General features: G+C 67.3%; 20 protein-coding genes. 9 read left to right on the forward strand and 11 right to left on the reverse strand.

Translation table 11 applies throughout. The features are described from left to right. Positions 1 to 29: 29 nt before the first annotated feature. From RR42_RS32350 to RR42_RS32360, 3 genes are all read right to left on the reverse strand, one after another. Entirely contained in the window at positions 30 to 716 is a 687-nt protein-coding gene (locus RR42_RS32350; protein ID WP_043355998.1) for a MotA/TolQ/ExbB proton channel family protein, read from the reverse strand. Positions 717 to 843: 127 nt separating this feature from the next. Then, a complete protein-coding gene (locus RR42_RS32355; protein ID WP_052495121.1) occupies positions 844 to 1746 on the reverse strand; it encodes a polysaccharide deacetylase family protein in 903 nt (300 codons plus the stop codon). Positions 1747 to 2308: 562 nt separating this feature from the next. After that, positions 2309 to 2809 (reverse strand): DUF6630 family protein, encoded by a 501-nt coding sequence (locus tag RR42_RS32360; protein WP_236702096.1) that lies wholly within the window; start codon positions 2807 to 2809, stop codon positions 2309 to 2311. Positions 2810 to 3461: 652 nt separating this feature from the next. Between RR42_RS32360 and RR42_RS40585 the strand changes: the two genes are divergently transcribed. From RR42_RS40585 to RR42_RS32385, 6 genes are all read left to right on the forward strand, one after another. After that, positions 3462 to 3629: a hypothetical protein gene (locus tag RR42_RS40585; protein WP_158408330.1), complete on the forward strand. Its 168-nt coding sequence runs from the start codon at positions 3462 to 3464 to the stop codon at positions 3627 to 3629. Between the two features lie 124 nt (positions 3630 to 3753). Beyond that, positions 3754 to 6510 (forward strand): magnesium-translocating P-type ATPase, encoded by a 2757-nt coding sequence (gene mgtA / locus RR42_RS32365; protein ID WP_043355999.1) that lies wholly within the window; start codon positions 3754 to 3756, stop codon positions 6508 to 6510. 161 nt (positions 6511 to 6671) lie between these two features. Beyond that, a complete protein-coding gene (locus RR42_RS32370) occupies positions 6672 to 7394 on the forward strand; it encodes an MgtC/SapB family protein (protein ID WP_043356001.1) in 723 nt (240 codons plus the stop codon). 616 nt (positions 7395 to 8010) lie between these two features. Then, complete coding sequence (locus RR42_RS32375; RefSeq protein WP_043356003.1) at positions 8011 to 8994, forward strand: Bug family tripartite tricarboxylate transporter substrate binding protein; 984 nt, start codon at positions 8011 to 8013, stop codon at positions 8992 to 8994. Positions 8995 to 9066: 72 nt separating this feature from the next. Further along, entirely contained in the window at positions 9067 to 10266 is a 1200-nt protein-coding gene (locus RR42_RS32380; protein WP_043356005.1) for a CaiB/BaiF CoA transferase family protein, read from the forward strand. Continuing rightward, positions 10263 to 11129: a citryl-CoA lyase gene (locus RR42_RS32385; protein WP_043356008.1), complete on the forward strand. Its 867-nt coding sequence runs from the start codon at positions 10263 to 10265 to the stop codon at positions 11127 to 11129. Before RR42_RS32380 ends, RR42_RS32385 begins: the two co-directional genes overlap by 4 nt. A gap of 62 nt (positions 11130 to 11191) precedes the next feature. Here the strand turns inward: RR42_RS32385 and RR42_RS32390 are convergent, their stop codons facing one another. The 7 genes from RR42_RS32390 to RR42_RS40590 all read right to left on the reverse strand — a co-directional run bounded on the left by RR42_RS32390 (position 11192) and on the right by RR42_RS40590 (position 15957). After that, entirely contained in the window at positions 11192 to 12421 is a 1230-nt protein-coding gene (locus RR42_RS32390) for a sensor domain-containing diguanylate cyclase (RefSeq protein ID WP_043356010.1), read from the reverse strand. Positions 12422 to 12640: 219 nt separating this feature from the next. Continuing rightward, a complete protein-coding gene (locus RR42_RS32395) occupies positions 12641 to 13369 on the reverse strand; it encodes an IclR family transcriptional regulator (protein ID WP_043356012.1) in 729 nt (242 codons plus the stop codon). Between the two features lie 152 nt (positions 13370 to 13521). Further along, a complete protein-coding gene (locus RR42_RS38000; protein ID WP_052495122.1) occupies positions 13522 to 13707 on the reverse strand; it encodes a hypothetical protein in 186 nt (61 codons plus the stop codon). Between the two features lie 22 nt (positions 13708 to 13729). Beyond that, on the reverse strand, positions 13730 to 14200 hold the full coding sequence (locus tag RR42_RS32400; protein ID WP_043358313.1) for a hypothetical protein: 471 nt from the start codon (positions 14198 to 14200) through the stop codon (positions 13730 to 13732). 203 nt (positions 14201 to 14403) lie between these two features. Further along, positions 14404 to 15195, reverse strand: coding sequence for an anti-sigma factor family protein (locus tag RR42_RS32405; RefSeq protein WP_043356014.1), 792 nt, complete (start codon positions 15193 to 15195; stop codon positions 14404 to 14406). Continuing rightward, positions 15192 to 15740: a sigma-70 family RNA polymerase sigma factor gene (locus RR42_RS32410; protein ID WP_043356015.1), complete on the reverse strand. Its 549-nt coding sequence runs from the start codon at positions 15738 to 15740 to the stop codon at positions 15192 to 15194. The genes RR42_RS32405 and RR42_RS32410 overlap by 4 nt, the downstream gene beginning before the upstream one ends. 46 nt (positions 15741 to 15786) lie before the next feature. Next, complete coding sequence (locus RR42_RS40590; protein ID WP_158408331.1) at positions 15787 to 15957, reverse strand: hypothetical protein; 171 nt, start codon at positions 15955 to 15957, stop codon at positions 15787 to 15789. A gap of 695 nt (positions 15958 to 16652) precedes the next feature. On the opposite strand from RR42_RS40590, the gene RR42_RS32415 reads away from it, so the two are divergent. Genes RR42_RS32415 through RR42_RS32425 form a run of 3 tightly spaced genes read left to right on the forward strand, consistent with a single transcriptional unit; the run spans position 16653 to position 22614 of the window. Next, entirely contained in the window at positions 16653 to 17885 is a 1233-nt protein-coding gene (locus RR42_RS32415) for an efflux RND transporter periplasmic adaptor subunit (protein ID WP_043358314.1), read from the forward strand. Positions 17886 to 17900: 15 nt separating this feature from the next. Further along, positions 17901 to 21116, forward strand: a complete 3216-nt coding sequence (locus tag RR42_RS32420; RefSeq protein WP_043356016.1) for an efflux RND transporter permease subunit — start codon at positions 17901 to 17903, stop codon at positions 21114 to 21116. Position 21117: 1 nt separating this feature from the next. Further along, positions 21118 to 22614: an efflux transporter outer membrane subunit gene (locus RR42_RS32425; RefSeq protein ID WP_043358315.1), complete on the forward strand. Its 1497-nt coding sequence runs from the start codon at positions 21118 to 21120 to the stop codon at positions 22612 to 22614. Positions 22615 to 22655: 41 nt separating this feature from the next. On the opposite strand, the gene RR42_RS32430 is transcribed toward RR42_RS32425, so the two are convergent. Further along, on the reverse strand, positions 22656 to 23426 hold the full coding sequence (locus RR42_RS32430; protein WP_043356018.1) for a class I SAM-dependent methyltransferase: 771 nt from the start codon (positions 23424 to 23426) through the stop codon (positions 22656 to 22658). Positions 23427 to 23446: the final 20 nt, after the last annotated feature.

Consider the following 23446-nt stretch of genomic DNA (forward strand, 5'->3'; position numbering starts at 1 on the left):
CCTGAACGGGTGTCCCTGGCCCGCGTCCATCAGGCCTGGGTCCCGGCCAGATGGATGGCGGCGCGCGCGTGCGCCGCGGGCGCCACCGGTTCAGGCATGGCCCGCAGCACCAGCTCGCACAGGTTTTCCATTTCCTTGAGATCGCTGCGCGCCCAGCGCTCGCGTGTGAGCGTCAGCACGTAGGCGATGCCGCCCAGCACCAGCCCGCAGACGACCGCGCCAAAGCCGATCACCAGGTGATTGACCATGCCGGCCATATCGCCGCCGAGCAGCGATTGCAGCGCCGGCCCGAGCGGGATGATGGTGCCGGCCAGGCCCAGCATCGGTGCGATGCGCACCAGTGTGCGGGTCAGGTCGAGCCGGTTGGCCACGCGCATTTCCTCGCGCTGCAGCGTTTCGTCCAGCCACAGGTCAAGGTGTTCGTACGAATCGAGCCGGGAGAGCCGTTCTTCCAGCATGCCCCAGAAGCGGGCCAGCGAAGGCGACAGCAATGCCGCGCCCAGATGCGCTTGCGTGCCATTTTGCAGGCTGGAGGCCAGCGCATTGGCCAGCGCGGGCAGATCGCTGCGCGGCGCCACGGCGCGGCGCCGGGACTGCACGATCAGGCTGCCGAGATCGGCTAGCGCGAGCACGAACAGCACCAGCAACGCCAGCGCGACCGGCCAGAAGAACGCCGTGGAAAGGCGGAAGAAAATCTCGGTGACGACGCTTTCCATTGTGATCGGCGGCAGTTGGGTTAGGCGGATCGGCAGGCCACAGCCGGCCCGGGCGCAGTATTGTACGTCGCAGGTGCCCCCTTACCCCAGGCCAGGACCCGCCTGCGATGACCTTGCCGCCAAGGCCTCAGGGCCAGCTGTCGCGCGCATACACGCCCGACTGCGCGCGCAGCCGCGCGGCGCGCTCCGCCACCCGGGCATCCGTGTAGAACGGCGGGTCTGCCAGCACCAGGCCGTTCTCCCGGGCTTCTTCCACCAGGATCTGCAGGTACTCGGTCATGTGCGAGGCCGTGTAGTCGTTGGTGTCATGAAAGCTCACCACGATCGGCACCACGCCCCCCATGGATGGCAGCCGCTGCTCGGCGATGGCGACCTTGACCTGCGCCAGCTCGCTATTCATATGCGAGCGGCGGCGCAGGCTGATATGCCAGCCGTAGATCTTGCCGTCGCGCGCGTTCACGTCCGACATCAGCATGCCCAGGCCGAGCTTGCGGTAGACCGCCTGCACCGCATCGTTGTAGGCCCAGTTGGGCGGGCGCACCAGTTGGGCCGCGCCGCGGCATTGCGCGATGATGTCGGCCTCGCCCGACAGCAGCGACGCTTCCAGTTCTTCGGGCGACATGCGCGTATGCGAGAGATGCCCGATCGGCAACCCGCTATGCACCGCCAGCCGATGGCCGGCGAGGCAGGTCGCGTGCATCTGCGCTTTGCCGGCCTCGCCGCCGCCGCGCCTCGGGTGAGCGGTCTGCACGAAGAAGAGTGCTTTGATGCCCGGCGTCACCGGGTTATCGGCAAGCTGGCGCAGGATCAGCGGCGTGCTGCCATCCTCGCCGGCATCGGGGCCGTCGTCGAACGTGAGCAGGAAGCGGATGGGCGGGAGTGGCCGTTGCGCGCGCAGGGCGGCCAGCTGGATCGCGGGCACCGCGCTCAAGGGCATGTCGGCGGGGGCTGCCCGCACGGCCACGCAGGCGAGACTCAGGCTGCACGCCAGGGTCCCGGCGACGAGATGAACAAAATGGGAAAAGCGCATGCGGGGCGTCCGGCTCGCCACTTCGGGCGCTCTCTGGCGCGCTGCGCGGGCAATCCGGAATGAGTCTCAAGCAAAGAAAACGGGGATGAACCGCAGCCATGTGCGCGAACCGCCGCAGCGCTCGCCGTGGCCCCGGCAAAAAGCAAGATGGCATTGTGCCATATCGGGTTGGCGCGCTTTTCGCGCTGGCGCAGCCGGGCCCGCGCAGCGAAAAAAGCCAGGCCATGAGACATGGCCCGGCGGGCAAATCGGCAGCAGGGGGCACTGCTGCCTGCGGGTATGGGATGCCGTTTTGGACACCCCGGCCAACAGGTTAGCGGCTCCCCCGTCTTGCGAACGCAAACAACTGTGTCGCTGCGCCTCACCCGTTTGGCGATCCCGCCAGGCGATGCGCTTGGCGCGCGCGTGGATCGCACGGCCTGGCTTTGTCGAAAGGCGTGAAAGACAGCGGCAATGCGCAAAGCGCACAGGCATGCTGCCGAGTCAGCATCGGACAGCCACGAGGCTATCGCAGCCACCCGGTGCAAATGTCAACAATTGTGAATGCCGAGCCGGAGCCGGCTCAGTAGGTTTCGTCCGCGGGATCGATCATCAGGTGAAGCTGCCTGGCAAGCTCGGCCAGCACCGGCTCGTCCGCGCTGCGGATCATCCATCCCGCGTAGGCGTCCGCTTGCGTGTCCCAGCACCACAGCGTAAAGCCAGCCGCTTGCAACGAGACCTGCGCGATCGCCATCAAGCCGGGCACATCCTTGCCCGCGAGGAAGGTCGCCGCGAGCGGCTCGGGCGCGCCCCAGTCCACGCGCAGGCCGACCCGGTCGCACAAGGCTTGCACACCGCGCACCACGGCGGCCGTGTCTTTCCATTCCACGTAGAAGCCTGCGGCGCCGATCGCTTCGGTCAGCGGCCATAGCAGCATATGGCCTTCGCAGGCGGTCTCGGTGCGCGCAAGCGCATGCTGGAACGCGGTCCAGTAGTTGTCCGCGGCATCCTGGTCGTGCAGAGAAATCAGCAGGATCAGCTCGCGCACGGCGTCCTGCGTTTCACTCGGGAGCACAGTGGTCATAGGCTTCTGGCAGGTTGGGAACACAGGGAACGGAAGGGGTTCGATGCTGGCAGGCCACAGCGTGATGCCGCGACCCGACGCGGTGGTTGACTCGGATGCCGGAACCTTGCGTAAGCATCCGAGTGGCTGAACGTCTGGCGGTGCTTTGCCCAACGCCGGGAAAATGGCAGCCCCCTATTCTGACAAAGGTTGGTGCGAGACGCTACTACACATACGCATGGAAGGCGCATCGAAGGCGCATCGATCGTCCCGCAGGACCAGCCCATGCGTATTGCCTTACGGCACGAAAAACGCAAAGTTTAGGACGTGTCCTATTCGGCGGAAAAAGCCGGAAGAAAAAGATTGCCAAGCGCGCGCCGCCTTTGCTACCCTTCGCCCCGTTATCGCTCCGGAGTCATCTCCATGGACAGTTGTTCTAGTTGGCCTTACGGCCAAACCTTGAACGGCTAGGCAAGTCCAGGCGTCTTACCGCCACTGCCTAGCCGATACCGGCGGGTAGTGGTCCGTTGCACGGGTTCTCCGTGCAATCCCCTCCCAGTTCGTTGCAAATGCCTGCGGCTATCCGCCGCGAGAATGCGTTCGTGCGCAGTTTCGCGATGCGTTATCCGCCGCTGCCTGCGCGCGCCGTCGAGCGTTAGCGCAAGGAGGCCCCATGCCGTCCCTCTTCATCGCACAACATGCCTTGCTGGCGCTGCAGATCCTGCGCTGCCACGCCGGCGGGCCAGGCAGTGCCGCCGTGCTCCTGCTCACGCTGGCCCTGCCCCCCGCGCGCCATGCCGCAGCGCGTCGTGACGCCGCGCACCGGCCCAGGCCGGGCTGACGCGCGCGCCGCTTCACGCTCACCGCATCCGGCGAAGGCGGCGCGACGCGCCTGCCTTTGCCGACCCCTCGCCTCACTCCGGCATCGCCGCCCGGCACGCCGGGATTTTTGGGAAACCGCACCCATGAACCTGATGAAAACGCTCTTCGTCGCCTTCCTGCGCACGCGCCGGGCGACCCACCACTTCCGCCGGCTGGCGATGTTCGAGTCGCTGGGCAAGCCGGGGCCGTCACGCACCGTGCCGGAGCAGTTGGCGCAATCGCTCAAGCGCGCCGCGCGAGAGGACGTGCCGGCCGTGCTGGTACGCATGCGCTCCCACGAGGACGGGCTGACCAGCGCCGAGACAGACGAAAAGCTCAAGCAGTTCGGCCCGAACGAAGTCGACCATGAAAAGCCGCTGCCGGCGTGGCTGCACCTGTGGCATTCGTACAGCAACCCGTTCAATCTGTTGCTGACACTTCTGGCGGCGATCTCCTACTTCACCGAGGACATGAAGGCAACGATCGTCATCGGCACCATGGTGACGCTGTCCACGCTGCTGCGCTTCGTGCAGGAGCGGCGCTCCAACCAGGCCGCCGAGAGCCTCAAGGCCATGGTCAGCACCACCGCCACGGTGATCCGGCGGGACCTATCGGCCGGCGTTGCCGCCTTCAGCGCGGAGTACTTCAACGTGCACGTGCATTCGCGCCCGCCGCACAAGATCGAAGTGCCTATCCGCAAGCTGGTGCCGGGAGACCTGGTCGCACTCTCGGCCGGCGACATGATTCCCGCCGACTGCCGCATCATCGCCGCCAAGGACCTGTTCATCAGCCAGGCGGCTATGACCGGCGAATCGCTGCCCGTGGAGAAATTCGCCGAGCTGCGCGATCGCCACGACAGCCCGCTGGAGCTCTCCAACATCGCCTTCATGGGCACCAATGTGGTCTCGGGCGCCGCCACCGCCGTGGTGCTGGCCACCGGCAACCACACGTACTTCGGCACGCTGGCCGAGCGCGTCACCAGCACCGACCGCTCGGCCACGGCCTTCCAGGCTGGCGTCAACCAGGTGAGCTGGCTGCTGATCCGCTTCGCGCTAGTGATGGCGCCGCTGGTGCTGCTGGTCAACGGATTTACCAAGGGCGACTGGACGCAGGCGTTCCTCTTTGCCTTGTCCGTCGCGGTAGGTCTCACGCCCGAGATGCTGCCGATGATCGTGACCTCCACGCTGGCCAAGGGCGCGGTGATGTTGTCGCGCCGCAAGGTCATCGTGAAGCGGCTCGACGCCATCCAGAATTTCGGCGCCATGGACGTGCTGTGCACGGACAAGACAGGCACGCTGACGCAGGACAAGATCGTGCTGGAGCGCCACACCGATGTGCTGGGCCGCGTCAGCACCGACGTGCTCAAGCACGCTTACCTGAACAGCTACTACCAGACCGGCCTGAAGAACCTGCTCGACCGCGCGGTGCTCGATCACGTGGAGCTGCAAAGCGAGCTCAAGCTGACGCAGCACTACCGCAAGGTCGATGAGATCCCGTTCGATTTCGAGCGGCGCCGCATGTCGGTGGTGGTGGCAGAGCGCGAGGATCACAACGAGCTGATCTGCAAAGGCGCGGTGGAGGAAATGCTGGGCATCTGCACGCGCGTGCAGATCGATGGCGCGGCGCAAGCGCTGGACGCCGACATGCTGGCGCGCGTGCGCCAGGTGACGCACGACCTCAACGAGGAAGGCTTGCGCGTGGTCGCGGTGGCCATGAAGGAAACGCCCACCACGCAAACGCAGTACGGCGTGGCCGACGAATGCGAGCTGACGCTGGTCGGGTACATTGCTTTTCTCGATCCGCCCAAGGATTCCACGCTGCCCGCGCTCAAGGCGCTGGCCGAGCACGGCGTCACGGTGAAAGTGCTGACCGGCGACAACGAACTGGTCACCGCCAAGATCTGCCGCGAAGTGGGCCTGCCCGTCACGCGCGTGCTGCTGGGGCCGGACATCGAGAAGATGGACGCCCCCACGCTGGCCCGTGCCGTGGAAGATCACAACGTTTTCGCACGCCTGTCGCCGCTGCACAAGGAGCAACTGGTGCTGGCGCTGCGCGCCAACGACCACGTGGTTGGCTTCATGGGTGACGGCATCAACGATGCGCCCGCGCTGCGCGCGGCCGATATCGGCATCTCGGTGGACAGCGCGGTGGATATCGCCAAGGAAGCCGCCGACCTCATCCTGCTGGAAAAGAGCCTGATGGTGCTGGAAGAAGGCGTGATCGAAGGCCGGCGCACCTTCAGCAATATGCTGAAGTACATCCGCATGACGGCCAGCTCCAACTTCGGCAACGTGTTCTCGGTGCTGGTGGCCAGCGCCTTCCTGCCCTTCCTGCCGATGCTGCCGCTGCAACTGCTGGTGCAGAACCTGCTGTACGACGTCTCGCAGATCGCGATTCCGTTTGATCGCGTGGACAAGGAACTGGTGGCGCGGCCGCTGCGCTGGAACCCGGGCGACATCGGCCGCTTCATGGTGGTCTTCGGCCCGATCAGCTCGATCTTCGACATCACGACCTATATGGTGATGTGGTACGTGTTCGCTGCCAACAGCGTAGAGGCGCAGGCGCTGTTCCAGTCCGGCTGGTTCGTGGTCGGGCTGCTCACGCAAACGCTGATCGTGCACATGATCCGCACGCCCAAGCTGCCGTTCATCCAGAGCCGCGCGGCGTGGCCGCTGACGTTGGCCACGGTGGCCATCATGGCCGTGGGCATCTGGCTGCCAATGGGCCCGCTGGCGGCGTACTTCAAGCTGGCGGCGTTGCCGCCGGGCTATTTTCCCTGGATGATCGGCATCGTGCTGGGCTACGCCCTGCTGGTGACGGCGGTCAAGCGGTTCTATATCCGGCGCTTTGGCTGGCAATAAGCGTTGGGCGGCGCCTGTCGCGATACTTGCGCGACACTTGCGCGACACTTGCGCGATACTTGCGCGAAAGGCGCCGCCGATGACATCGGCGTGACACCTGGCCGGCGTAAAAAGACGCAAGCGGTTCCATAACAATAACTTTCAAGCCCGGGGAAACCACGATGTCCCTCCAAGCCTTTCAAAACATCAACCTTGACTCGCTGCTCGACACCACCGTCAGCCTGACCACTGCCTTCGTCCTCGGCGCGGTGATCGGCTACGAGCGGCAGATCCGCCAGCGCACAGCCGGCCTGCGCACCAATGTGCTGGTGGCGGTAGGCGCCGCCATCTTCGTCGACATGGCCAACCGCATGGCCGGGCACGACGGCGCGGTACGCGTGGTGGCCTACGTCGTCTCGGGCATCGGCTTTCTCGGTGCCGGCGTGATCATGCGGGAGGAAGGCAATGTGCGGGGGTTGAATACCGCGGCCACGCTATGGGGATCGGCGGCGATCGGCGCCAGTGCGGGGGCGGACCTGATTCTCGAGGCCGGGCTGGGCTGCCTGTTTGTGCTGGCGGCCAATACCCTGTTGCGGCCGGTGGTGAATCGCATCAACCAGCAGCCAATGGATACGACCACGGTGGAGGTGACCAACACGGTCTATGTGATTGCGCCGCGGTCCGCGCAGAAGCTGGCGTTGCGCTTGCTTGAAGATACGCTGGAGGCGGGAAACTACCCGACCCGGGACCTGGAGGTGCATGCGTTCGGGGATAGCGATGTCGAGATTGAAGCGGTGCTCACGTCAACCTCGGTCGATGGGGATGTGCTGGATCGCTTGATGGCGGAGCTGGCGGAGTCGGAGCATATTCATCAGGCGTTTTGGAGTCCCAGTACGACGGATTGATTTTTGGATGGGATGGGTTGGGTTGATTGGCTGGCTGGCGTTCATGGCCGTTTTTGCTGCGGCGTTGGTTTTTGCATCCAAGCGCCATACGACATCGCCCTGCGGGGGCAGAGCAATCAGGCTGTTTGGCCTCGGTGGTTGCGTCGTACGGCCCGGCGTGTTGGCTGGCCTTGCCATGCCGACCTGTAGGTCATTTAAATAGAATGATCCAATGGGTACGTGGCGGTACCCCTGATCGCTTTGCGCGGTGAGCGTTCGGCCATCTGCCGTTCGCGGTGCGCAGCACCGCGATGCTGCCGGCCTTGGTGGTTTCGTGGTTTTGTCTCTAGCGGTGGCCGCCTGGCCATTTGATGCCCTGCCGTACCTGCGCGAGCGGCATCTTGCTATCAAGTCCCCTGGTTTCGTGGCGGGCGCCGTGGCCCGGGGGGATGTCGCACGGCCCTTGGGTGCAAAAACCAACCCCGCCCCCAATACCCCCCAACCTCCTCCCCCCTTGACATCCCCCCCTCCCCCTCCTATCCTCCCACCTAAATTCCCTAAGTAAGATCAACGTTCTATTATACAGAACGCAAAAACCATCCGCCGGTGCCGTGCACCACCCCAATCCGGAGACACAATGAAACGCTTCCCCTCGTCCATCCGCGCCCTGCTGCTGCTTGCAGTCCCCGCCGTGCTCGCCGCGAGCGCCATCCCCGCTGTCGCGGACACCTATCCGAGCCAGCCGGTGCGCCTGGTGGTTCCCTTCCCTCCGGCCGGCGGCACCGACGTCATGGCGCGCCTGGTGTTCAACAAGGTGGGCATGACCACCCACTGGAACGTGGTGGTGGAAAACCGCGCCGGCGCGGGCGGCAATATCGGCATGGACGCAGTGGCCAAGGCTCGCCCCGATGGCTACACGCTCGGCATGGGCCAGACCGCCAACCTGGCGATCAATCCCACGCTGTACCCCAGGATGCCCTACGACGCGGTCAAGGACTTCACCCCGGTGGCGCTGGTTTCCGCGCAACCACTGGTGCTGATCGTGCGCAAGGACGCGCCATACAAGAACCTGGCCGACCTGATCACCGCCGGCAAGGCCCGGCAGCTCTCGATGGCGTCGGCCGGCGCGGGCACCGTGGGCCACCTGACGGGCGAGATGTTCGCGCGCCGCACGGGCATCAAGATGCTGCATGTGCCGTACAAGGGCGCCTCGCCAGCGCTGACCGACCTGCTGGGCGGCCAGACCGACTTTTACTTCGCCACGCCGCCGATCGCGCTGCCGATGATCAAGGCCGGCAAACTGCGCGCACTCGGCGTGACCTCGGCCAAGCGCCTGCCGCTGCTGGCCGACGTGCCGACCGTGATCGAAGGCGGCTATGCCGGCTTCCAGGCGGAGGACTGGAAGGCGCTGGTGGCGCCGGCGGGCACGCCGGCGGAGATCGTCAAGCGCGTCAACGAAGAGATCAACAAGGCCATCGCCCAGCCCGATACCATCGCCAAGATGCGTGAGGAAGGCAGCGAGCCGCGCGGCGGCTCCCCGCAAGACCTGGCCGCGTTCATCAAGGCTGAAAACACCCGCTGGGGCACCCTCGTGCGCCAGTCCGGCGCCAAGGTAGAGTAACGCCTTCGCCGCCCGCTGCGGCCGGCTTCGCCACTGCGAAGCGCCGCGGCACCGACACCTCAAAGCCTCGCCATGCAAAAACCGCTACGCCATATCCGCGTCCTCGACCTCACCAACGTGCTGGCCGGGCCGTTCTGCTGCCACCAGCTCGCCCATATGGGCGCCGAGGTCATCAAGGTGGAAACCCCCGGCACCGGCGACCTGGCCCGCCAGTTGGGCGCCGACGCCGAGCTCAACAGCCGGCTCATGGGCGTGTCCTTCCTGGCGCAGAACCCCGGGAAGCGCTCCATCACCATCAACCTCAAGCACGCGCGCGGCAAGGAAGTCTTCCGCAAGCTGGTGCAAAGCGCCGACGTCCTGGTGGAGAACTTCCGCCCCGGCGTGATGGACCGCCTGGGGCTGGGCTTCGAGGCGCTCAAGCAGATCCATCCCAAGCTGATCTATTGCGCCATTTCCGGCTTCGGGCAGGACGGACCGCTGTCGGACCTGCCGGCGTACGACCAGATCATCCAGGGGATGTCCGGGGTGATGAGCATCACTGGCGACCCGCAGACCGCGCCATACCGCGTGGGCTACCCGGTCTCCGACACCATCGGCGGCATCACCGCGGCCTTTGCCGTGGCCGCCGCGCTGGCGGATCACCAGCGCACCGAGGGCTACTTCATCGACGTCTCGATGCTGGAAGCCACCCTGGCCACCATGGGCTGGGTGGTGTCCAACTACCTGATCGCAGGCAAGACCCCGGCGCCGATGGGCAATGAAAACATGACGGCCAGCCCGTCGGGCGCCTTCCACACCGGCGAGGGCCTGATCAATATCGCCGCCAACAAGCAGGAGCAGTTCGAAGCGGTCTGCCGCGTGGTGGGCCGCCCGGAACTTGCCACCGATGCGCGCTTCGCGCAGCGCCAGGCGCGGCTGGCCAACCGGGCCGAACTCACGCGCGAGCTGGAGGCAGAGCTGGCGAAGCAATCCGCTGATACGTGGTGGAAATTGTTCAACGAGGCGGGCGTGCCGGCCGGCCCGGTCTACAGCGTGCCGCAAACGCTGGATCACCCGCAGGTGAGCGGGCGCGGCATGATCGGTGAGTTTGCCGAAGTGCCCGGCGTGGGCCGCGACATCCGGCTGGTGCGCACGGGCTTCAAGCTCAATGGCGAGGCGCCGTCGGTCGACACCCCGCCGCCGGAACTCGGCCAGCACACCCGTGAGATCCTTGCCCAGCTTGGCTACGGCGAGGTGGATATCGAAACCCTGCAAAAGGAGCGCGCGGTATGAGTGAAGCTACCAAGGCAAACACCGGCACCCATGACATCAACGAAGGCCAGCGTCTGTCCCAGGACTGGTGGCGCACCGAGATCATCGACATGCAGCCCGGCGAGATCCGCTACCGCGGCTATCCCATCGAGCAACTGATCGGCCAGGTGTCGTTCGCGCAGATGATCTGGCTGATGCTGCGCGGCGACCTGCCGGCGCGCGGGCAAGGCGAGTTGCTGGACGCCGCGCTGATGTCGGCGGTGGACCACGGCCCGCAAGCGCCGAGCATCGCCATCGCCCGCATGGCCGCCACCTGTGGCGTGGGCCTGAACAATGCGATGGCGTCCGCCGTCAACGTGCTGGGCGATGTGCACGGCGGCGCCGGCGAGCAGGCGGTGGAGCTGTACCAGGATGTGGCGCGCCGTATCGACGGCGGCGAAACCCAGCAAGCCGCGGTCAAAGCGGCCCTGGCGGATTACCGCGATAACCACGGCAAGTTCGTGTCCGGATTCGGCCACCGCTTCCATCCGCTGGACCCGCGCGCCCCGCGCCTGCTGGCGCTGGTGGACCAGGCCGCGGCCGCTGGCGTGGTCTCGGGCCGCTTCGCCACCATTGCACGCGCGGTGGAGGCCGAACTGGGCGCGGGCCGCAGCAAGCCGATTCCCATGAATATCGACGGCGCCACGGCCGTGATCTATGCGGAACTGGGCTTTCCGGCGCCGCTGGCGCGCGGGCTGTTCTGTCTGTCGCGCTCGGTCGGGATCCTGGCGCATGCCTGGGAGCAAACGCAGCAAGGCGGCCGCAACAAGGGCCCGATCCCGCGCCAGTACATCTGGACTTACGACGGCCACCCGCCCCGGGACGTGCCGCCGGCGCAGGACTGATCCGGCCTCAGGCAAAGCGCTGCCGGTCCTGGCGGCCCTGGCGGCCCTGGCGGCCTAACGGCCTAACGGCCAGGCACGTGGGCGGAGTCGCCCACGTCGCCGGGCACCGGGCGCGTTGAGGGCGCCATCCAGGACGCCAGCGCGTAACGGTCCCGGCCAAACTCCTTGGCCGCATAGAGCGCCCGGTCGGCCGCCGCGAACAAGGCGCGCCACAGCCCTTCCACCCCCGCCGCCCCGCCCCGCAGCTCAGCCACGCCGATGCTGACGCTGGCGAACGCCGCCGACTCGCCGGGCAGCGCAATGCCGCGCACCTTTTTCAGGATCCGGCTGGCCAGCGCGGTGGCCTGGCCTTCGTCGGTATGCGGGCAGAGGATGCAGAATTCCTCGCCACCGTAGCGCCCGGCCACATCGGAGGCACGCCGCGAATTGTCGATGGCCTCGGCGATCAGCTTGAGCACGGTGTCACCGGCATGGTGGCCATGCCGGTCGTTGACCTGCTTGAAATGGTCGATATCGATCACCAGGCAGGACAAGGGCTGGCCGTGGCGCTCCCAGGCGGCCACCAGGCTGATGGCCGCCTTGTCGAGCGCGCCCCGGTTGAGCAGGCGCGTCAGCGCATCGAGCCTGGCGCCGTTTTCATTGGTGGCAATGACCTGCTCCATGGCCATGACCGTAAACCCGAACAAGGCCAGCAAGGTGCCCACCAGCGGCGCCACCAGCAAGATCCCGTTGGCACTGCTGGCATAGAACGGCCCCGAGGCCACGTTGCCTGCCAGCCCCGCGGCAAAGCCGGCCAAGTGCGTGGCAAGGTGGATCAGGCTGGCAATCACCACCAGGGGCGTGCCCACGCTGCGCCGGCCATCGTAGGCGTGCAGCAGGGTGACGACCGTCAACACGGCCACCAGGGCCAGGCTGCCGTAGCCGATCACATGCATGCGCGCCTGGCCGCCAGCCATGCCGGCTGCGCCAACCAGCGCCAGCGCGGCGAGCGTCACGCCCACCGCGAGCGTGCGATCCCACGACGCCATGCCGTAATACACCCGCACCCCGCGGTAGATCAGCAGCCTGCCGGCGATAAAGGCAGCTGCCCCGCCCGCGCTGACGTAGACCAGCCTGGCCGAAGCGTTGGCCGCCAGCACCAGCCCGGCGACCGACACCAGCAGATGCCCGAGCGCCCACAGGCGCCCGGCCGCGCTGGGCCGCAAGGCGCCGAGCAGGCCCGCCGAAATGGCCAGCGTGCTGGCGTACACCACCACCATGACGACAACAATGGTTTGCTGGTCTAACTGCACGGAATTCCTTTGAAGATACCGTGTTGCCGGTGACGTTGACAGGAGGCTTCAGAGGCCGGCCCGGTTGCGTGGTCAACTTCGCAAAGGCGCATGATATCGCCACGGACGCCGACAGGGCCACCCCCGACAAGCCGGGCATCGGCCTGGCTGCCGGGCACGGCACAAGGAGCAAGGCGCAAGCACCACGCCCGGACCGGTTTTGCACCGATCTGGGGCGGATCAGGCCGGAAACGGGAAAGTGCCCCCCAGCGCCAGGGTCAGGTCGCGGGCCGCCCGCAGGACGTGCGGGCGGAAAGCCTCGTCGAAGCGCGGCGTCGGGCAGGTCAGGGTCAGCGCGCCCTTGAGCTCGCCGTCCGGACCAAACACCGGCGACGATACGCCGGCAATCTCCGGGAGACGATCCCCGACCATCGCCGCGACGCCCTCTTCCCGTATCTTCTGGTAAAGCTCTCCCCGCGCCCCGCTGAACGCGCGCAGCACGCGGCCACCGGCACCGCGGTTGCTCGGCAGCAGTTCGCCCGCCTTGGCATGGTCGCGTACCGGCTGGGGCGAGTCGACGCGGTACAGGCACAGGCGGTGCTCGCCCTGCTCCACATGGTAAGCGGCGCTTTCGCGCGTGGCCTGCACCAGCTGGCGCAGCACCGGCATGACGACCAACTCGAGCGAGAACGAAGCCGAATACACCGAGTTCAGCCGCGCCACTTCCGGGCCCAGCCCGTAGCGGCCATCGGTATGGCGCAGGATCAGCCTGGCGTGCTCCAGCGACGCCAGCAGGCGCAGCAGCGTGCTTTTGTAGAGCCCGGTGCGCTGGGCCAGCTCCACCAGGCTCAGCGTGGTGTCGCCCAGGTGGAACGCGGAAAGCACGAACAGGGCCCGGTCTACGGCTACGGCGCCGCCTTCGGCGGCATGCTTGTCGGCTTCGGAGAGCTGGGCGGCTTTACGTGGCATGAAGGAAGCGGGATCAAGGAAAGGTCAGGAAAGGTCAGGAAAGCAGAAAAAAGCGCAGCGGCGGCATGGCACGGGGCCGGCATCCCGTCAGCCGGGGATAGCCAACGGCATAACCGCACAGAGTTCCACGGTACAGAACGGCACCAGCCTTGTCAATCGATGCCGCGAGCGGGTGTGGAGAGATGCAAGGCGGGCCGGATGCCCTGCTTGCCCGGCGCCTGCAAGCCCGCCGGATCAAGCGCATCCTTGAGCCGCCGCACGGTGTCCGCCCGGTCGAGCATGGCGGCAAAGACAGGGCGCGGGCCCTGCGGCGAAGCGACGCAGGACCTTTCGCGCATTCACATTGGGCGCCGTCCTGCGTCAGTGATGATGGCCGCCACCATGGAACCCGCCCTGGAAGCCGCCGCGCGGCGCGCCGACAAACGACCCGCGCGAGCCGCCATGGAAGCCGCCATGGAAGCCGCCGCCCGGGCGCGGCAGGAACACGCGGTGCATGTTGTGCGCGTGATGAAAGCGGTCGACAAAGATAAAACTCGCGCCAAAGCCGACGCCAACCGGCGTCCAGTACCAAGGGTCATAGTCGTAAGCCGGCTGCGCATACGCCACCGCGCCGCCCGAACTATCCACCATCTGCCAGGAGCCATCCGGCTGCAGGCAGGCCAGCCCCACCACCTGTTGCAGGTAGCCGTCGATCTCCACCTGCCCCGCCATCTGCTGGCAAGGCGACGAATAGCCATTCCATGCGTCCGCGGCCACCGCCTGCGCCGCCGCGGACGCGCTCAGGCCGAGGCCGGCAAGTAACGCCGCCACGGCACCCAGAGCCTTGTTCATGATGTCATCCCGGGATCGAATGCCCGACGTTGCGATGCGCCGGGCCATTGCCCGAACCGCATCCCGCGGCACATCGGTTTGCCTGCCGGACCCGCTGGCACGCTTGCGCGGCACACGTTCCTGCATTCTGTAAACGGATCAGGCTCCCCGTTTATTCCATGCATTGCCGCTACATGCCGCGCTCCCTTGTCCCTTGTCCCTTGCTATTGCCATGCCTGCGGATCGCCGCCCAGGCTGGCGCAGACATCGCCGGCAATGGCGCGCAGCCGCGCTTCGGCCAACTGGCCGGAGAGCGCATAGCCGGCCCCGCCGCTGACCCAGTAAAAGGTGCGGCGATCCGCCTGGCGCAGCACGCCAGGCGTGCCCAGGGCGGGCGCGGCCGGCGTGATGTAGAGCGTGAGCCGCTCGCCGGCCGGGTCCTGGTACATCAGCTGGGCGGCCGGGCCTGCCTCGCCCGCCAGCAGGCGCCCGCCCAGCAGCGTGAAACCGTATTCGTCCAGCGACGGAATGGTGAGCGTACGGGCGAGCCGGCGCGACAACCACGCGCGCAGGTGCGCCTGGTCGGCTGCCGCCACCTCGACCGGATGGCGCTCTTCAGGCGCGAACACCACATAGGCAGCATCGGCGCGGCGCGCAAATGCGTTGGGGTCTGCGCTGGCACCTGGCAGCCACACCGCGCCGAACGCAAGCGCCAGGCCAGCCATCACCCAGCCCGTGGCGGCAAGCGCACTGCGCCACCACGGCACGCGCGCCCGGACCAGCACGTAGCGCAGGTCCGCCGGCAGCGGGAACAAGGCCCTGAGCGCGGCGTTCTGCTGGGCATAGTGCTCCGCCAGTTCCGCGGCCCGCGCGTCATGCGCGAGGGCCGCGCGCAGGGCCGCCCCCTCGGCCTCGGGCAATTCGCCGTCCACCAGCGCGCACAGCCTCGCCAGGTCGGGGGCCGGCTCGCTGGCGTTCGGGTCAGAGTTGGGGCTGGGGCTTCGGTCGTCGTTCATGGCGTGCTCCTCACCGCCCTTAGCGGTACGTGCCGCTCGCCGGCGCCACCCGTGCCGCCAGAGCCGCCGGCGCCATCGGCCAGCAGTGCGCGCAGATGCTCGCGCGCGCGGGACAGGCGCGACATCACCGTGCCCAGCGGCACGTGCAAGACTGCCGCGGCTTCCTGGTAGCGCAGGCCCTCCAGCACGATCAGCAGCAGCACCTCGCGCTGCTCGAGCGGCAGGCGGTACAGCGCACGCTGCACATCGCGCAGCACCAGCCCGTCGACTTCGCTGGCGGGGGCCGCCTGCCGCTGCCAGAGCGGGTCGGCCGCGTCCAACGCCACTTCGCGGCGCCGGCGCAACTGATCGATGTAGAGGTGGCGCAGCACGGTCAGCATCCAGGCCCGGGCCTGGATGCCTGCGGGTAGCCGCTTGCCCTGGGCAAGCGCGCGCTCCGCGGTGTCCTGCACCAAGTCATCGGCCCACGCCGCGTCGCCGGTAAGCGCGCGCGCATAGCGCCGCAACTGCGGAAGCCAGACTGCGATATCGTCGCCAACGCTCACAGCTGACAGGGCATGGGGGGCGCGTCCGCAAGCATCGGGGCGGGAATCAATATCCGCTCGTCCCCATGCCACCGGTGCCGGTCGTGCCACTTGTGCCGCGGCCGCCATCGCGCGAGGCCGAGGCGCCGCCGGAGCCGTCGCCAGCGCCATCGGAAGAACACGCTGCCACCGCCATCAAGGCCAGCAGCAGGGCAGAAACCAGGCGGAGCGCTTTCATGTTGGTCTCCTTGGCGGGCGGGCCGCATGGTGGCGCCATCGGGTGATGCCGCCGCTCGGTCCTGCCCACCGGGTAAACGCGTGGCGCCCCGGTTTTATTCCGCAAAGCGGATGTTTTGCCCCCGCTCCCACGGAGCGCGCAGCATGGCCCACATCTTGGCCCGGCGCCGTGCGGCGCGCGATACTTCGAGACGTTTCTTGCTTTGTCATGCAAGTGATCTAGAGTGGTGTGATGCACCATTTCGCCCGGCTGTGGCGGTGCTGGAAAGGCCACAGCGTGCAACGACACGATGGAGTGATCGCGCAATGGCTGGGGTGAGTGCACTGATACGGGCTCGCATCCAGTTTGCGGAAATCATCTTCTTCCACCCTCTTCGTCTTCGTCCTGCCACCCGGCATGGCAAGGTCAGGCATCCAGGCTTTCGCGGCCTCTCCCGCACGCCGCGCGAGGCTTGCAGCCATCGCAGGCGCCCCGATCGCCGCGTCTGTCCATAACCGGATCCACGACAACCGCCCATCGGCAGGCAAGGCCGGGGCGGCAGTTGCTCACCGCCCAGGCGACAGCCGGCACAGCCGTTGCCGGCGCGCGGCGTCGATCACCATGCCGTGTCGCGGCTGCCCCTGTCCATGCCGGATGGCCAGCGCGTGCGCGTGTCTTTGCTTTCCGTCCACTTCCACCGATTCCGAGGTCCCTTCATGCGCATCGAGCGGGTTCCCTTTCGCCATATCAGTGCCGCGACGGTTGCCGTAATTCTTGCTGCATGCGGACAGAAGCCCGCCGCGCCACCGCCGCAGACGCTGGAGGTCGGCGTCGTCACCGTCAAGCCAGCCACCGTGCCCGTCACCTCCGAGCTGCCGGGCCGCACCAGCGCCTTCCTGGTCGCGCAGGTGCGCGCGCGGGTCGACGGCATCGTGCTGCGCCGCGAGTTCACCGAGGGCGATGAGGTCAAGCTGGGCCAGCGCCTCTACAAGATCGACCCGACGCCCTACATTGCGGCGCTCAACAATGCCAAGGCCGTGCTGGCGAAAGCACAAGCCAACGTGGGCACGCAAAACGCACTGGTCCAGCGCTACAAGATCCTGGTGGCGGCCAACGCCGTGAGCAAGCAGGACTACGACAACGCCGTGGCCGCGCTGGGCCAGGCCGTGGCCGACGTGGCATCGGGCAAGGCAGGGGTGGAAACCGCGCAGATCAACCTGGGCTACACCGATGTCGTGTCCCCCATCACCGGGCGCAGCGGCTTGTCGCAGGTCACGCCGGGCGCCTATGTGCAGGCCAGCCAGGCCACGCTGCTGACCACGGTCCAGCAACTGGACCCGGTCTACGTCAACCTGACGCAATCGAGCGTCGAGGGGCTGCGGCTGCGCCGCCAGATTCAGGAGGGCCGCCTGCAGACCACCGGCGCCAATGCCGCCAAGGTCACGCTGTTGCTGGAAGACGGACGCGCCTATCCGCAGCCCGGCCAGCTCCAGTTCACCGACGTGAGCGTGGACCAGAGCACGGGTTCCGTGACGGTGCGTGCGATCTTCCCGAACAAGGATCGCGTGCTGCTGCCCGGCATGTTCGTGCGCGCGCGCATCGACCAGGGCGTCAACGACAAGGCCATCGTCGTGCCCCAGATCGGCGTCACGCATGACGCGAAGGGGCAGGCCGTGGCACTGGTCGTCGGCCAGGACAACAAGGTGACGCAACGCCAGATCGTCACCACCGGCACCTACGGCAGCGGCTGGGTGGTGGACGGCGGCCTGCAGCCGGGCGATCGCGTGATCGTCAACGGCGTGGAAAAAGCCAAACCGGGCATGACGGTCAAGCCGGTCGAAGCCCAGGCGCCGGCGCAGCCGGCCTCCGGCGCGCAGGCCATGCCTGGCGCCGGCGCGCCAGCGGCATCGGCGCCTTCCGCGGCATCGGCAGCATCGGCCGCGCAATAACCGGGAGCCAGCTCCATGGCAAAGTTCTTTATCGACCGGCCAATTTTTGCGTGGGTGATCGCGATCATCCTGATGCTGGCCGGCCTCGCCGCGACCACCACGCTGCCCATTGCCCAGTACCCCACGATTGCCCCGCCGGCCGTGCAGATCAGCGCCACCTACCCCGGCGCTTCCGCCAAGACCGTCGAAGACACCGTCACGCAGGTGATCGAGCAGCAGATGAGCGGCCTGGACCACCTGCTGTACCTGTCGTCGACCAGCGACGATTCCGGCACCGCCACCATCACGCTGACCTTCGCGGCCGGCACCAACCCGGACATTGCGCAGGTCCAGGTGCAGAACAAGCTGCAGCTCGCCACCCCGCTGCTGCCACAGGCCGTGCAGCAGCTGGGCACCAAGGTCACCAAATCGAGCAGCAGCTTCTTGCTGATCCTCGCCTTCGTGTCCAAGGACGGCAGCATGGGCCGCTACGACCTGGCGAACTACGTGGCGTCGAAGGTGCTGGACCCGGTCAGCCGGATCGACGGCGTCGGCACGGTAACGCTGTTCGGCTCGCAGTACGCCATGCGGATCTGGCTCGACGCGAGCAAGCTGAACAACTACAGCCTGACCCCGATCGACGTCAAGAGCGCGGTGGCCGCGCAGAACGTGCAGGTCGCTGGCGGCAGCCTGGGCGGCACGCCGTCGGTGCCGGGCCAGATGCTGCAAGCCACCATCACCGAGGCCACGCTGCTGCAAACCCCCGCGCAGTTCGGCAATATCCTGCTCAAGGTCAATACCGACGGCTCGCAGGTGCGCCTGAGGGATGTGGCGCGCATCGAGCTGGGCGGCGAGAACTATAACTTCGACACCAAGTACAACGGCCAGCCGACCGCGGCCTTCGGCATCCAGCTCGCCACCGGCGCCAACGCGCTGGCCACGGCCAAGGCGGTGCGCGCCAAGATGGCCGACCTGCAGCGCTATGCACCGCAAGGCGTGGTGGTGGAGTATCCGTACGACATCACGCCGTTCATCACGCTGTCGATCGAGGAAGTGATCAAGACGCTGATCGAGGGCATCGTGCTGGTGTTCCTGGTGATGTACCTGTTCCTGCAGAACCTGCGCGCCACGCTGATCCCGACCATCGCGGTGCCCGTGGTGCTGCTGGGCACCTTCGCGGTGATGTCGGTGGTTGGCTTCTCGATCAACACCCTGTCAATGTTCGGCATGGTGCTGGCCATCGGCCTGCTGGTGGACGATGCGATCGTGGTGGTGGAAAACGTCGAGCGGGTCATGGCCGAGGAAGGCTTGTCGCCGCGCGACGCCACGCGCAAGGCCATGGAGCAGATCACCGGCGCGCTGGTGGGCGTGGCGCTGGTGCTGTCGGCAGTGTTCGTGCCGGTGGCATTCTCCGGCGGCTCGGTGGGGGCGATCTACCGGCAGTTTTCGCTGACCATCGTTGCCGCCATGGTGCTGTCCGTACTGGTGGCCCTGATCCTGACGCCAGCGCTGTGCGCGACCATGCTTGAGCCGATCCCGAAAGGCCACCACGATGAAAAGACCGGCTTCTTCGGCTGGTTCAACCGCACCTTCGCCAGGAGCCAGAAAAAGTACCACGGCGGCGTGGAGCATGTGATCCGGCGCTCGGGGCGCTGGCTGATCATCTACCTGATGGTCATTCTGGTAGTGGGCTTGCTGTTCGTGCGGCTGCCGAAAGCCTTCCTGCCCGAAGAGGACCAGGGCACCATGTTTGTGCTGGTGCAGGCGCCCGTGGGTTCCACGCAGGAGCGCACCGCCAAGGTGCTGCTGGATGTGCAGGAGTACCTGCTCAACAGCGAGAAGGAATCCGTGGAAGCGGTGCTGACGGTTAACGGCTTCAGCTTTGCAGGCCGCGGCCAGAACTCGGGCCTGGTGTTCGTGCGGCTCAAGGACTTCTCCCAGCGGGAGTCCGCCAACCTGAAAGCACCCGCTTTGGTCAGGCGGATTTTCGGGCACTTTGCGGGATACAAGGACGCCAACGTGTTCCCGTTGAACCCCCCTTCCATTCCGGAACTCGGCACGGCCGCAGGCTTCGACTTCGAGTTGCAGGACCGTGCCGGCTTGGGCCACGAAAAGCTGATGCAGGCGCGCAACATGCTGCTCGGCATGGCGGCCAAGGACGCGCTGCTGGCACAGGTGCGCCCGAACGGCCTGAACGACACGCCGCAGTTCAAGGTCGACATCGACCGCGAAAAGGCCAACGCGCTGGGCGTCAGCGCCGCCGACATCGACCAGACCTTCTCGACCGCCTGGGCGTCGCTATACGTGAACAACTTCCTCGATACCGACAACCGGATCAAGAAAGTCTACGTGCAGGGCGAACCAAGGTTCCGCATGAACCCGGAGGACCTGAACGCCTGGTACGTGCGCAATGCGGCTGGCACGATGGTGCCGTTCGGCGCCTTCGGCTCGGGGGCGTGGATCTTCGGGTCCCCCAAGCTCGAGCGCTTCAACGGCATCCCGGCGGTCGAGATCCAGGGCTCGGCGGCGGCCGGTAAATCGACCGGCCAGGCGATGAACGCCATGGAAGCCATCGCGCAGAAGCTGCCCGACGGTATCGGCTACGAATGGACCGGCTTGTCGTACCAGGAGCGCCAGTCCGGCTCGCAGGCGCCACTGCTCTATGGCATCTCGATCCTCGTCGTCTTCCTTTGCCTGGCCGCGCTGTATGAGAGCTGGTCGATCCCGTTCTCGGTGATCATGGTGGTGCCGCTGGGGATTCTGGGCGCGCTGCTGGCCGCCACCCTGCGCGGGCTGGAGAACGACGTCTTCTTCCAGGTCGGCCTGCTGACCACGGTGGGGCTGTCGGCGAAGAACGCCATCCTGATCGTGGAGTTCGCCCGCGACCTGCGCGACCAGGGCATGAGCAACGTCGACGCGGCGGTGGAGGCGGCACGCCTGCGCTTGCGCCCGATCCTGATGACATCGCTGGCCTTCATCCTTGGCGTGCTGCCGCTGGCGCTCAGCAATGGCGCTGGCTCCGGCAGCCAGCATGCGATCGGCACCGGCGTGATCGGCGGGATGCTGACCGCCACCTTCCTCGCGATCTTCATGATCCCGATGTTCTTCGTCGTGATCGGCAAGTTCAGCAAGACCAGGCACAAGCCCGGGTCGCCACCTGCGCCCGTCCCGTCCGGCCACGCGGGCGGCGGCAATGACGATGGCAGCAATGGCAGCAATGGCAGCGCCGGCACGCCTGGCCAAGGACATTGAGATGCCCAGACTCGCACTGATCGCCGGCGCCACCGCCATCCTGGCCGCCGGCTGCACGCTCCAGCCGCGCTATGAGCGCCCCGCCGCCCCCGTTGCCCCCGCCTTCCCGGCCGGCGGCGTCTACGGCACCCAGCCGGGCGCCGCCAGCGCCACGGCCAGCACGCCGGCCCCGGAGATCGGCTGGCGGGACTTCTTTGCCGATGCGCGCCTGCAGCGCTTGCTGGAACTCGCGCTCAAGAACAACCGCGACCTGCGCGTGTCGGTGCTGAACATGGAGGCGGCGCGCGCGCAGTACCAGATCAGCCGCGCCGGCCTGTTCCCGGCCGTCAACGCGGTGGCCTCGCAAAGCCGCGCGCGCACGCCGCGGAACCTGTCCACCCTTGGCAAGACCGTCTCCGGCGAGTATTCAGTCGGGCTCAGCGCATCGTGGGAAATCGACTTCTTCGGCCGCATCCGCAGCCTGAACGACCAGGCCCTCGCGCAGTTCTTGTCGCTGGCGGAGAGCCGCAGGGCGGCGGAGCTGGCCTTGCTGTCGTCGGTGGCGAACCAATACCTCACCGTGCTCAGCTACGACGACGCGCTGGCCGTCACGCGCGGCACGCTGGTGACGGCCGAGGAGTCTTTACGCATCACCAGCCTCCAGTTTGACGTCGGCGCGGGCTCGGAGCTGGCCCTGCGCCAGGCCGAAGGCGTGGTCGAGCAGGCGCGCGCCAACCTGGAGACGGAAAGCCGGTTGCGCGCGCAGTCCGAGAATGCGCTGGTGCTGCTGGTGGGCGAGCCGCTACCGGATGACTTGCCGCCTGGCCTGCCGCTCAACAGCCAGGCCTTGCTGGCCGACATCCCGGCGGGCTTGCCCTCCGACCTGCTGACCCGGCGCCCGGACATCGCCGCCGCGGAGCAATCGCTGCGGGCGGCCAACGCCAACATCGGCGCGGCGCGCGCGGCGTTTTTCCCGCGGGTGACGCTCACCGGCAGCGCGGGCACGCTGTCGCCCACGCTGGGCGGCTTGTTCAAGCCGGGCTCCGCCGCCTGGTCGTTCGCGCCGCAGATCACCTTGCCGATCTTCCAGGGCGGCCAGAACATTGCCGCGCTGGACCTGGCGCAGGTACAGAAGCGCATCGAGATCGCCACCTACGAGAAGGCCATCCAGACCGCCTTTCGGGAGGTGTCCGATGGCCTGGCGGCGCGCGGCACCTTCGACAACCAGATCAAGGCGCTTGAGCGCTTCACCGGCTCGCAAGAACGGCGGCTGGTGCTGTCGGACCTGCGCTTTCGCAACGGGGTGGACAGCTACCTGAGCGTGCTGACCGCGCAGAACGACCTCTACAGCGCGCAACTGCTGCTGATCAACGCCCGGCTGCAACGGCTGACCAACCTGGTCGATCTCTACCAGTTCCTCGGCGGTGGCTGGATCGAGCGTGCGGGCGACACGCCCCGCCCCTCGGACACGCCGCTCGGCTACAGCGCGAACGCGCCGGGCCTGGCGGCCGCGCCGTAGCGTGCCCGATGTGTGCCCACTGCGGGTCCGCGGCGGGTCCGTCAGGCCAGCCGCTGGCAGCTATACGCTTCGGTCCGGTAGGGAAACGCCACGCTGGCCTTGCCGGCCAGCGCCGGGCTGGCGTCGATCACGGCCAGCAGCCGGGCGCGCACCGCGTCCTGCTCCGCGGCCGGCAGCGCGGCAATGAAGCTGACCGACATCACCCGGTCCACGATCACCTGCTGCGCGGGACCAACGTGCTCGTAAGGCAGGCTGGCCAGCCCCAGCTCGCCGAAGCCGCTGGCCGGGAACACCTTTTTCCAGTCACCCTTGTAGAAGCGCGGCGCGTCGCCCTCGAACGGGGTCATGATGGCGGTCAGCTGCGCCACCCAGTCGACCGACTCATCGCGCACGTTCCACACCAGGCCGAGCTTGCCGCCCGGGCGCAGCACACGGCCGATCTCGGCCATGGCCGCGGCGTTGGCAAACCAGTGGAACGCCTGCGCGCAGACCACCGCGTCGACGCTGGCGTCGGGCAGCGGGATGGCCTCGGCCGTGCCCGCCAGCGCCTGCACGGCGGGCACGGCGGCGCTTAGCTGGGCGCGCATCGCCGCCACGGGTTCCACCGCGATCACGCTGGCGCCGGTGGCCAGCAGCAGGCGGCTGAACTTGCCGGTGCCGGCGCCCAGGTCCAGCACGGTCTTGCCGGGCTGCAGGCCGAGCTCCGTCGTCAGCCAGGCGCCAAGCGCGCTCGGATAGTCGGGGCGCCCGCGGGCGTAGGTATCGGCCTGGCTGGAAAAGCCCTGGGCAGCGGCGTGGTGGATGTCGGTCATGGGTGCGTCTGTCTCTCGTG

Source organism: Cupriavidus basilensis, assembly GCF_000832305.1.
In the GTDB taxonomy this organism is placed as follows: Bacteria; Pseudomonadota; Gammaproteobacteria; order Burkholderiales; family Burkholderiaceae; genus Cupriavidus; species Cupriavidus basilensis_F.

Coding starts and splice junctions, on each gene's coding strand:
- RR42_RS38000 (WP_052495122.1), bottom strand. CDS start 13,707: ATGCGCGAAAGGTCCTGCGTCGCTTCGCCGCAGGGCCCGCGCCCTGTC.
- RR42_RS32395 (WP_043356012.1), bottom strand. CDS start 13,369: ATGCCACGTAAAGCCGCCCAGCTCTCCGAAGCCGACAAGCATGCCGCC.
- RR42_RS40590 (WP_158408331.1), bottom strand. CDS start 15,957: ATGAAAGCGCTCCGCCTGGTTTCTGCCCTGCTGCTGGCCTTGATGGCG.
- RR42_RS32380 (WP_043356005.1), top strand. CDS start 9,067: ATGCAAAAACCGCTACGCCATATCCGCGTCCTCGACCTCACCAACGTG.
- RR42_RS32375 (WP_043356003.1), top strand. CDS start 8,011: ATGAAACGCTTCCCCTCGTCCATCCGCGCCCTGCTGCTGCTTGCAGTC.
- RR42_RS32415 (WP_043358314.1), top strand. CDS start 16,653: ATGCGCATCGAGCGGGTTCCCTTTCGCCATATCAGTGCCGCGACGGTT.
- RR42_RS32420 (WP_043356016.1), top strand. CDS start 17,901: ATGGCAAAGTTCTTTATCGACCGGCCAATTTTTGCGTGGGTGATCGCG.
- RR42_RS32355 (WP_052495121.1), bottom strand. CDS start 1,746: ATGCGCTTTTCCCATTTTGTTCATCTCGTCGCCGGGACCCTGGCGTGC.
- RR42_RS32400 (WP_043358313.1), bottom strand. CDS start 14,200: ATGAACAAGGCTCTGGGTGCCGTGGCGGCGTTACTTGCCGGCCTCGGC.
- RR42_RS32360 (WP_236702096.1), bottom strand. CDS start 2,809: ATGACCACTGTGCTCCCGAGTGAAACGCAGGACGCCGTGCGCGAGCTG.
- RR42_RS32430 (WP_043356018.1), bottom strand. CDS start 23,426: ATGACCGACATCCACCACGCCGCTGCCCAGGGCTTTTCCAGCCAGGCC.
- RR42_RS32425 (WP_043358315.1), top strand. CDS start 21,118: ATGCCCAGACTCGCACTGATCGCCGGCGCCACCGCCATCCTGGCCGCC.
- RR42_RS32370 (WP_043356001.1), top strand. CDS start 6,672: ATGTCCCTCCAAGCCTTTCAAAACATCAACCTTGACTCGCTGCTCGAC.
- RR42_RS32405 (WP_043356014.1), bottom strand. CDS start 15,195: ATGAACGACGACCGAAGCCCCAGCCCCAACTCTGACCCGAACGCCAGC.
- RR42_RS32350 (WP_043355998.1), bottom strand. CDS start 716: ATGGAAAGCGTCGTCACCGAGATTTTCTTCCGCCTTTCCACGGCGTTC.
- mgtA (WP_043355999.1), top strand. CDS start 3,754: ATGAACCTGATGAAAACGCTCTTCGTCGCCTTCCTGCGCACGCGCCGG.
- RR42_RS40585 (WP_158408330.1), top strand. CDS start 3,462: ATGCCGTCCCTCTTCATCGCACAACATGCCTTGCTGGCGCTGCAGATC.
- RR42_RS32385 (WP_043356008.1), top strand. CDS start 10,263: ATGAGTGAAGCTACCAAGGCAAACACCGGCACCCATGACATCAACGAA.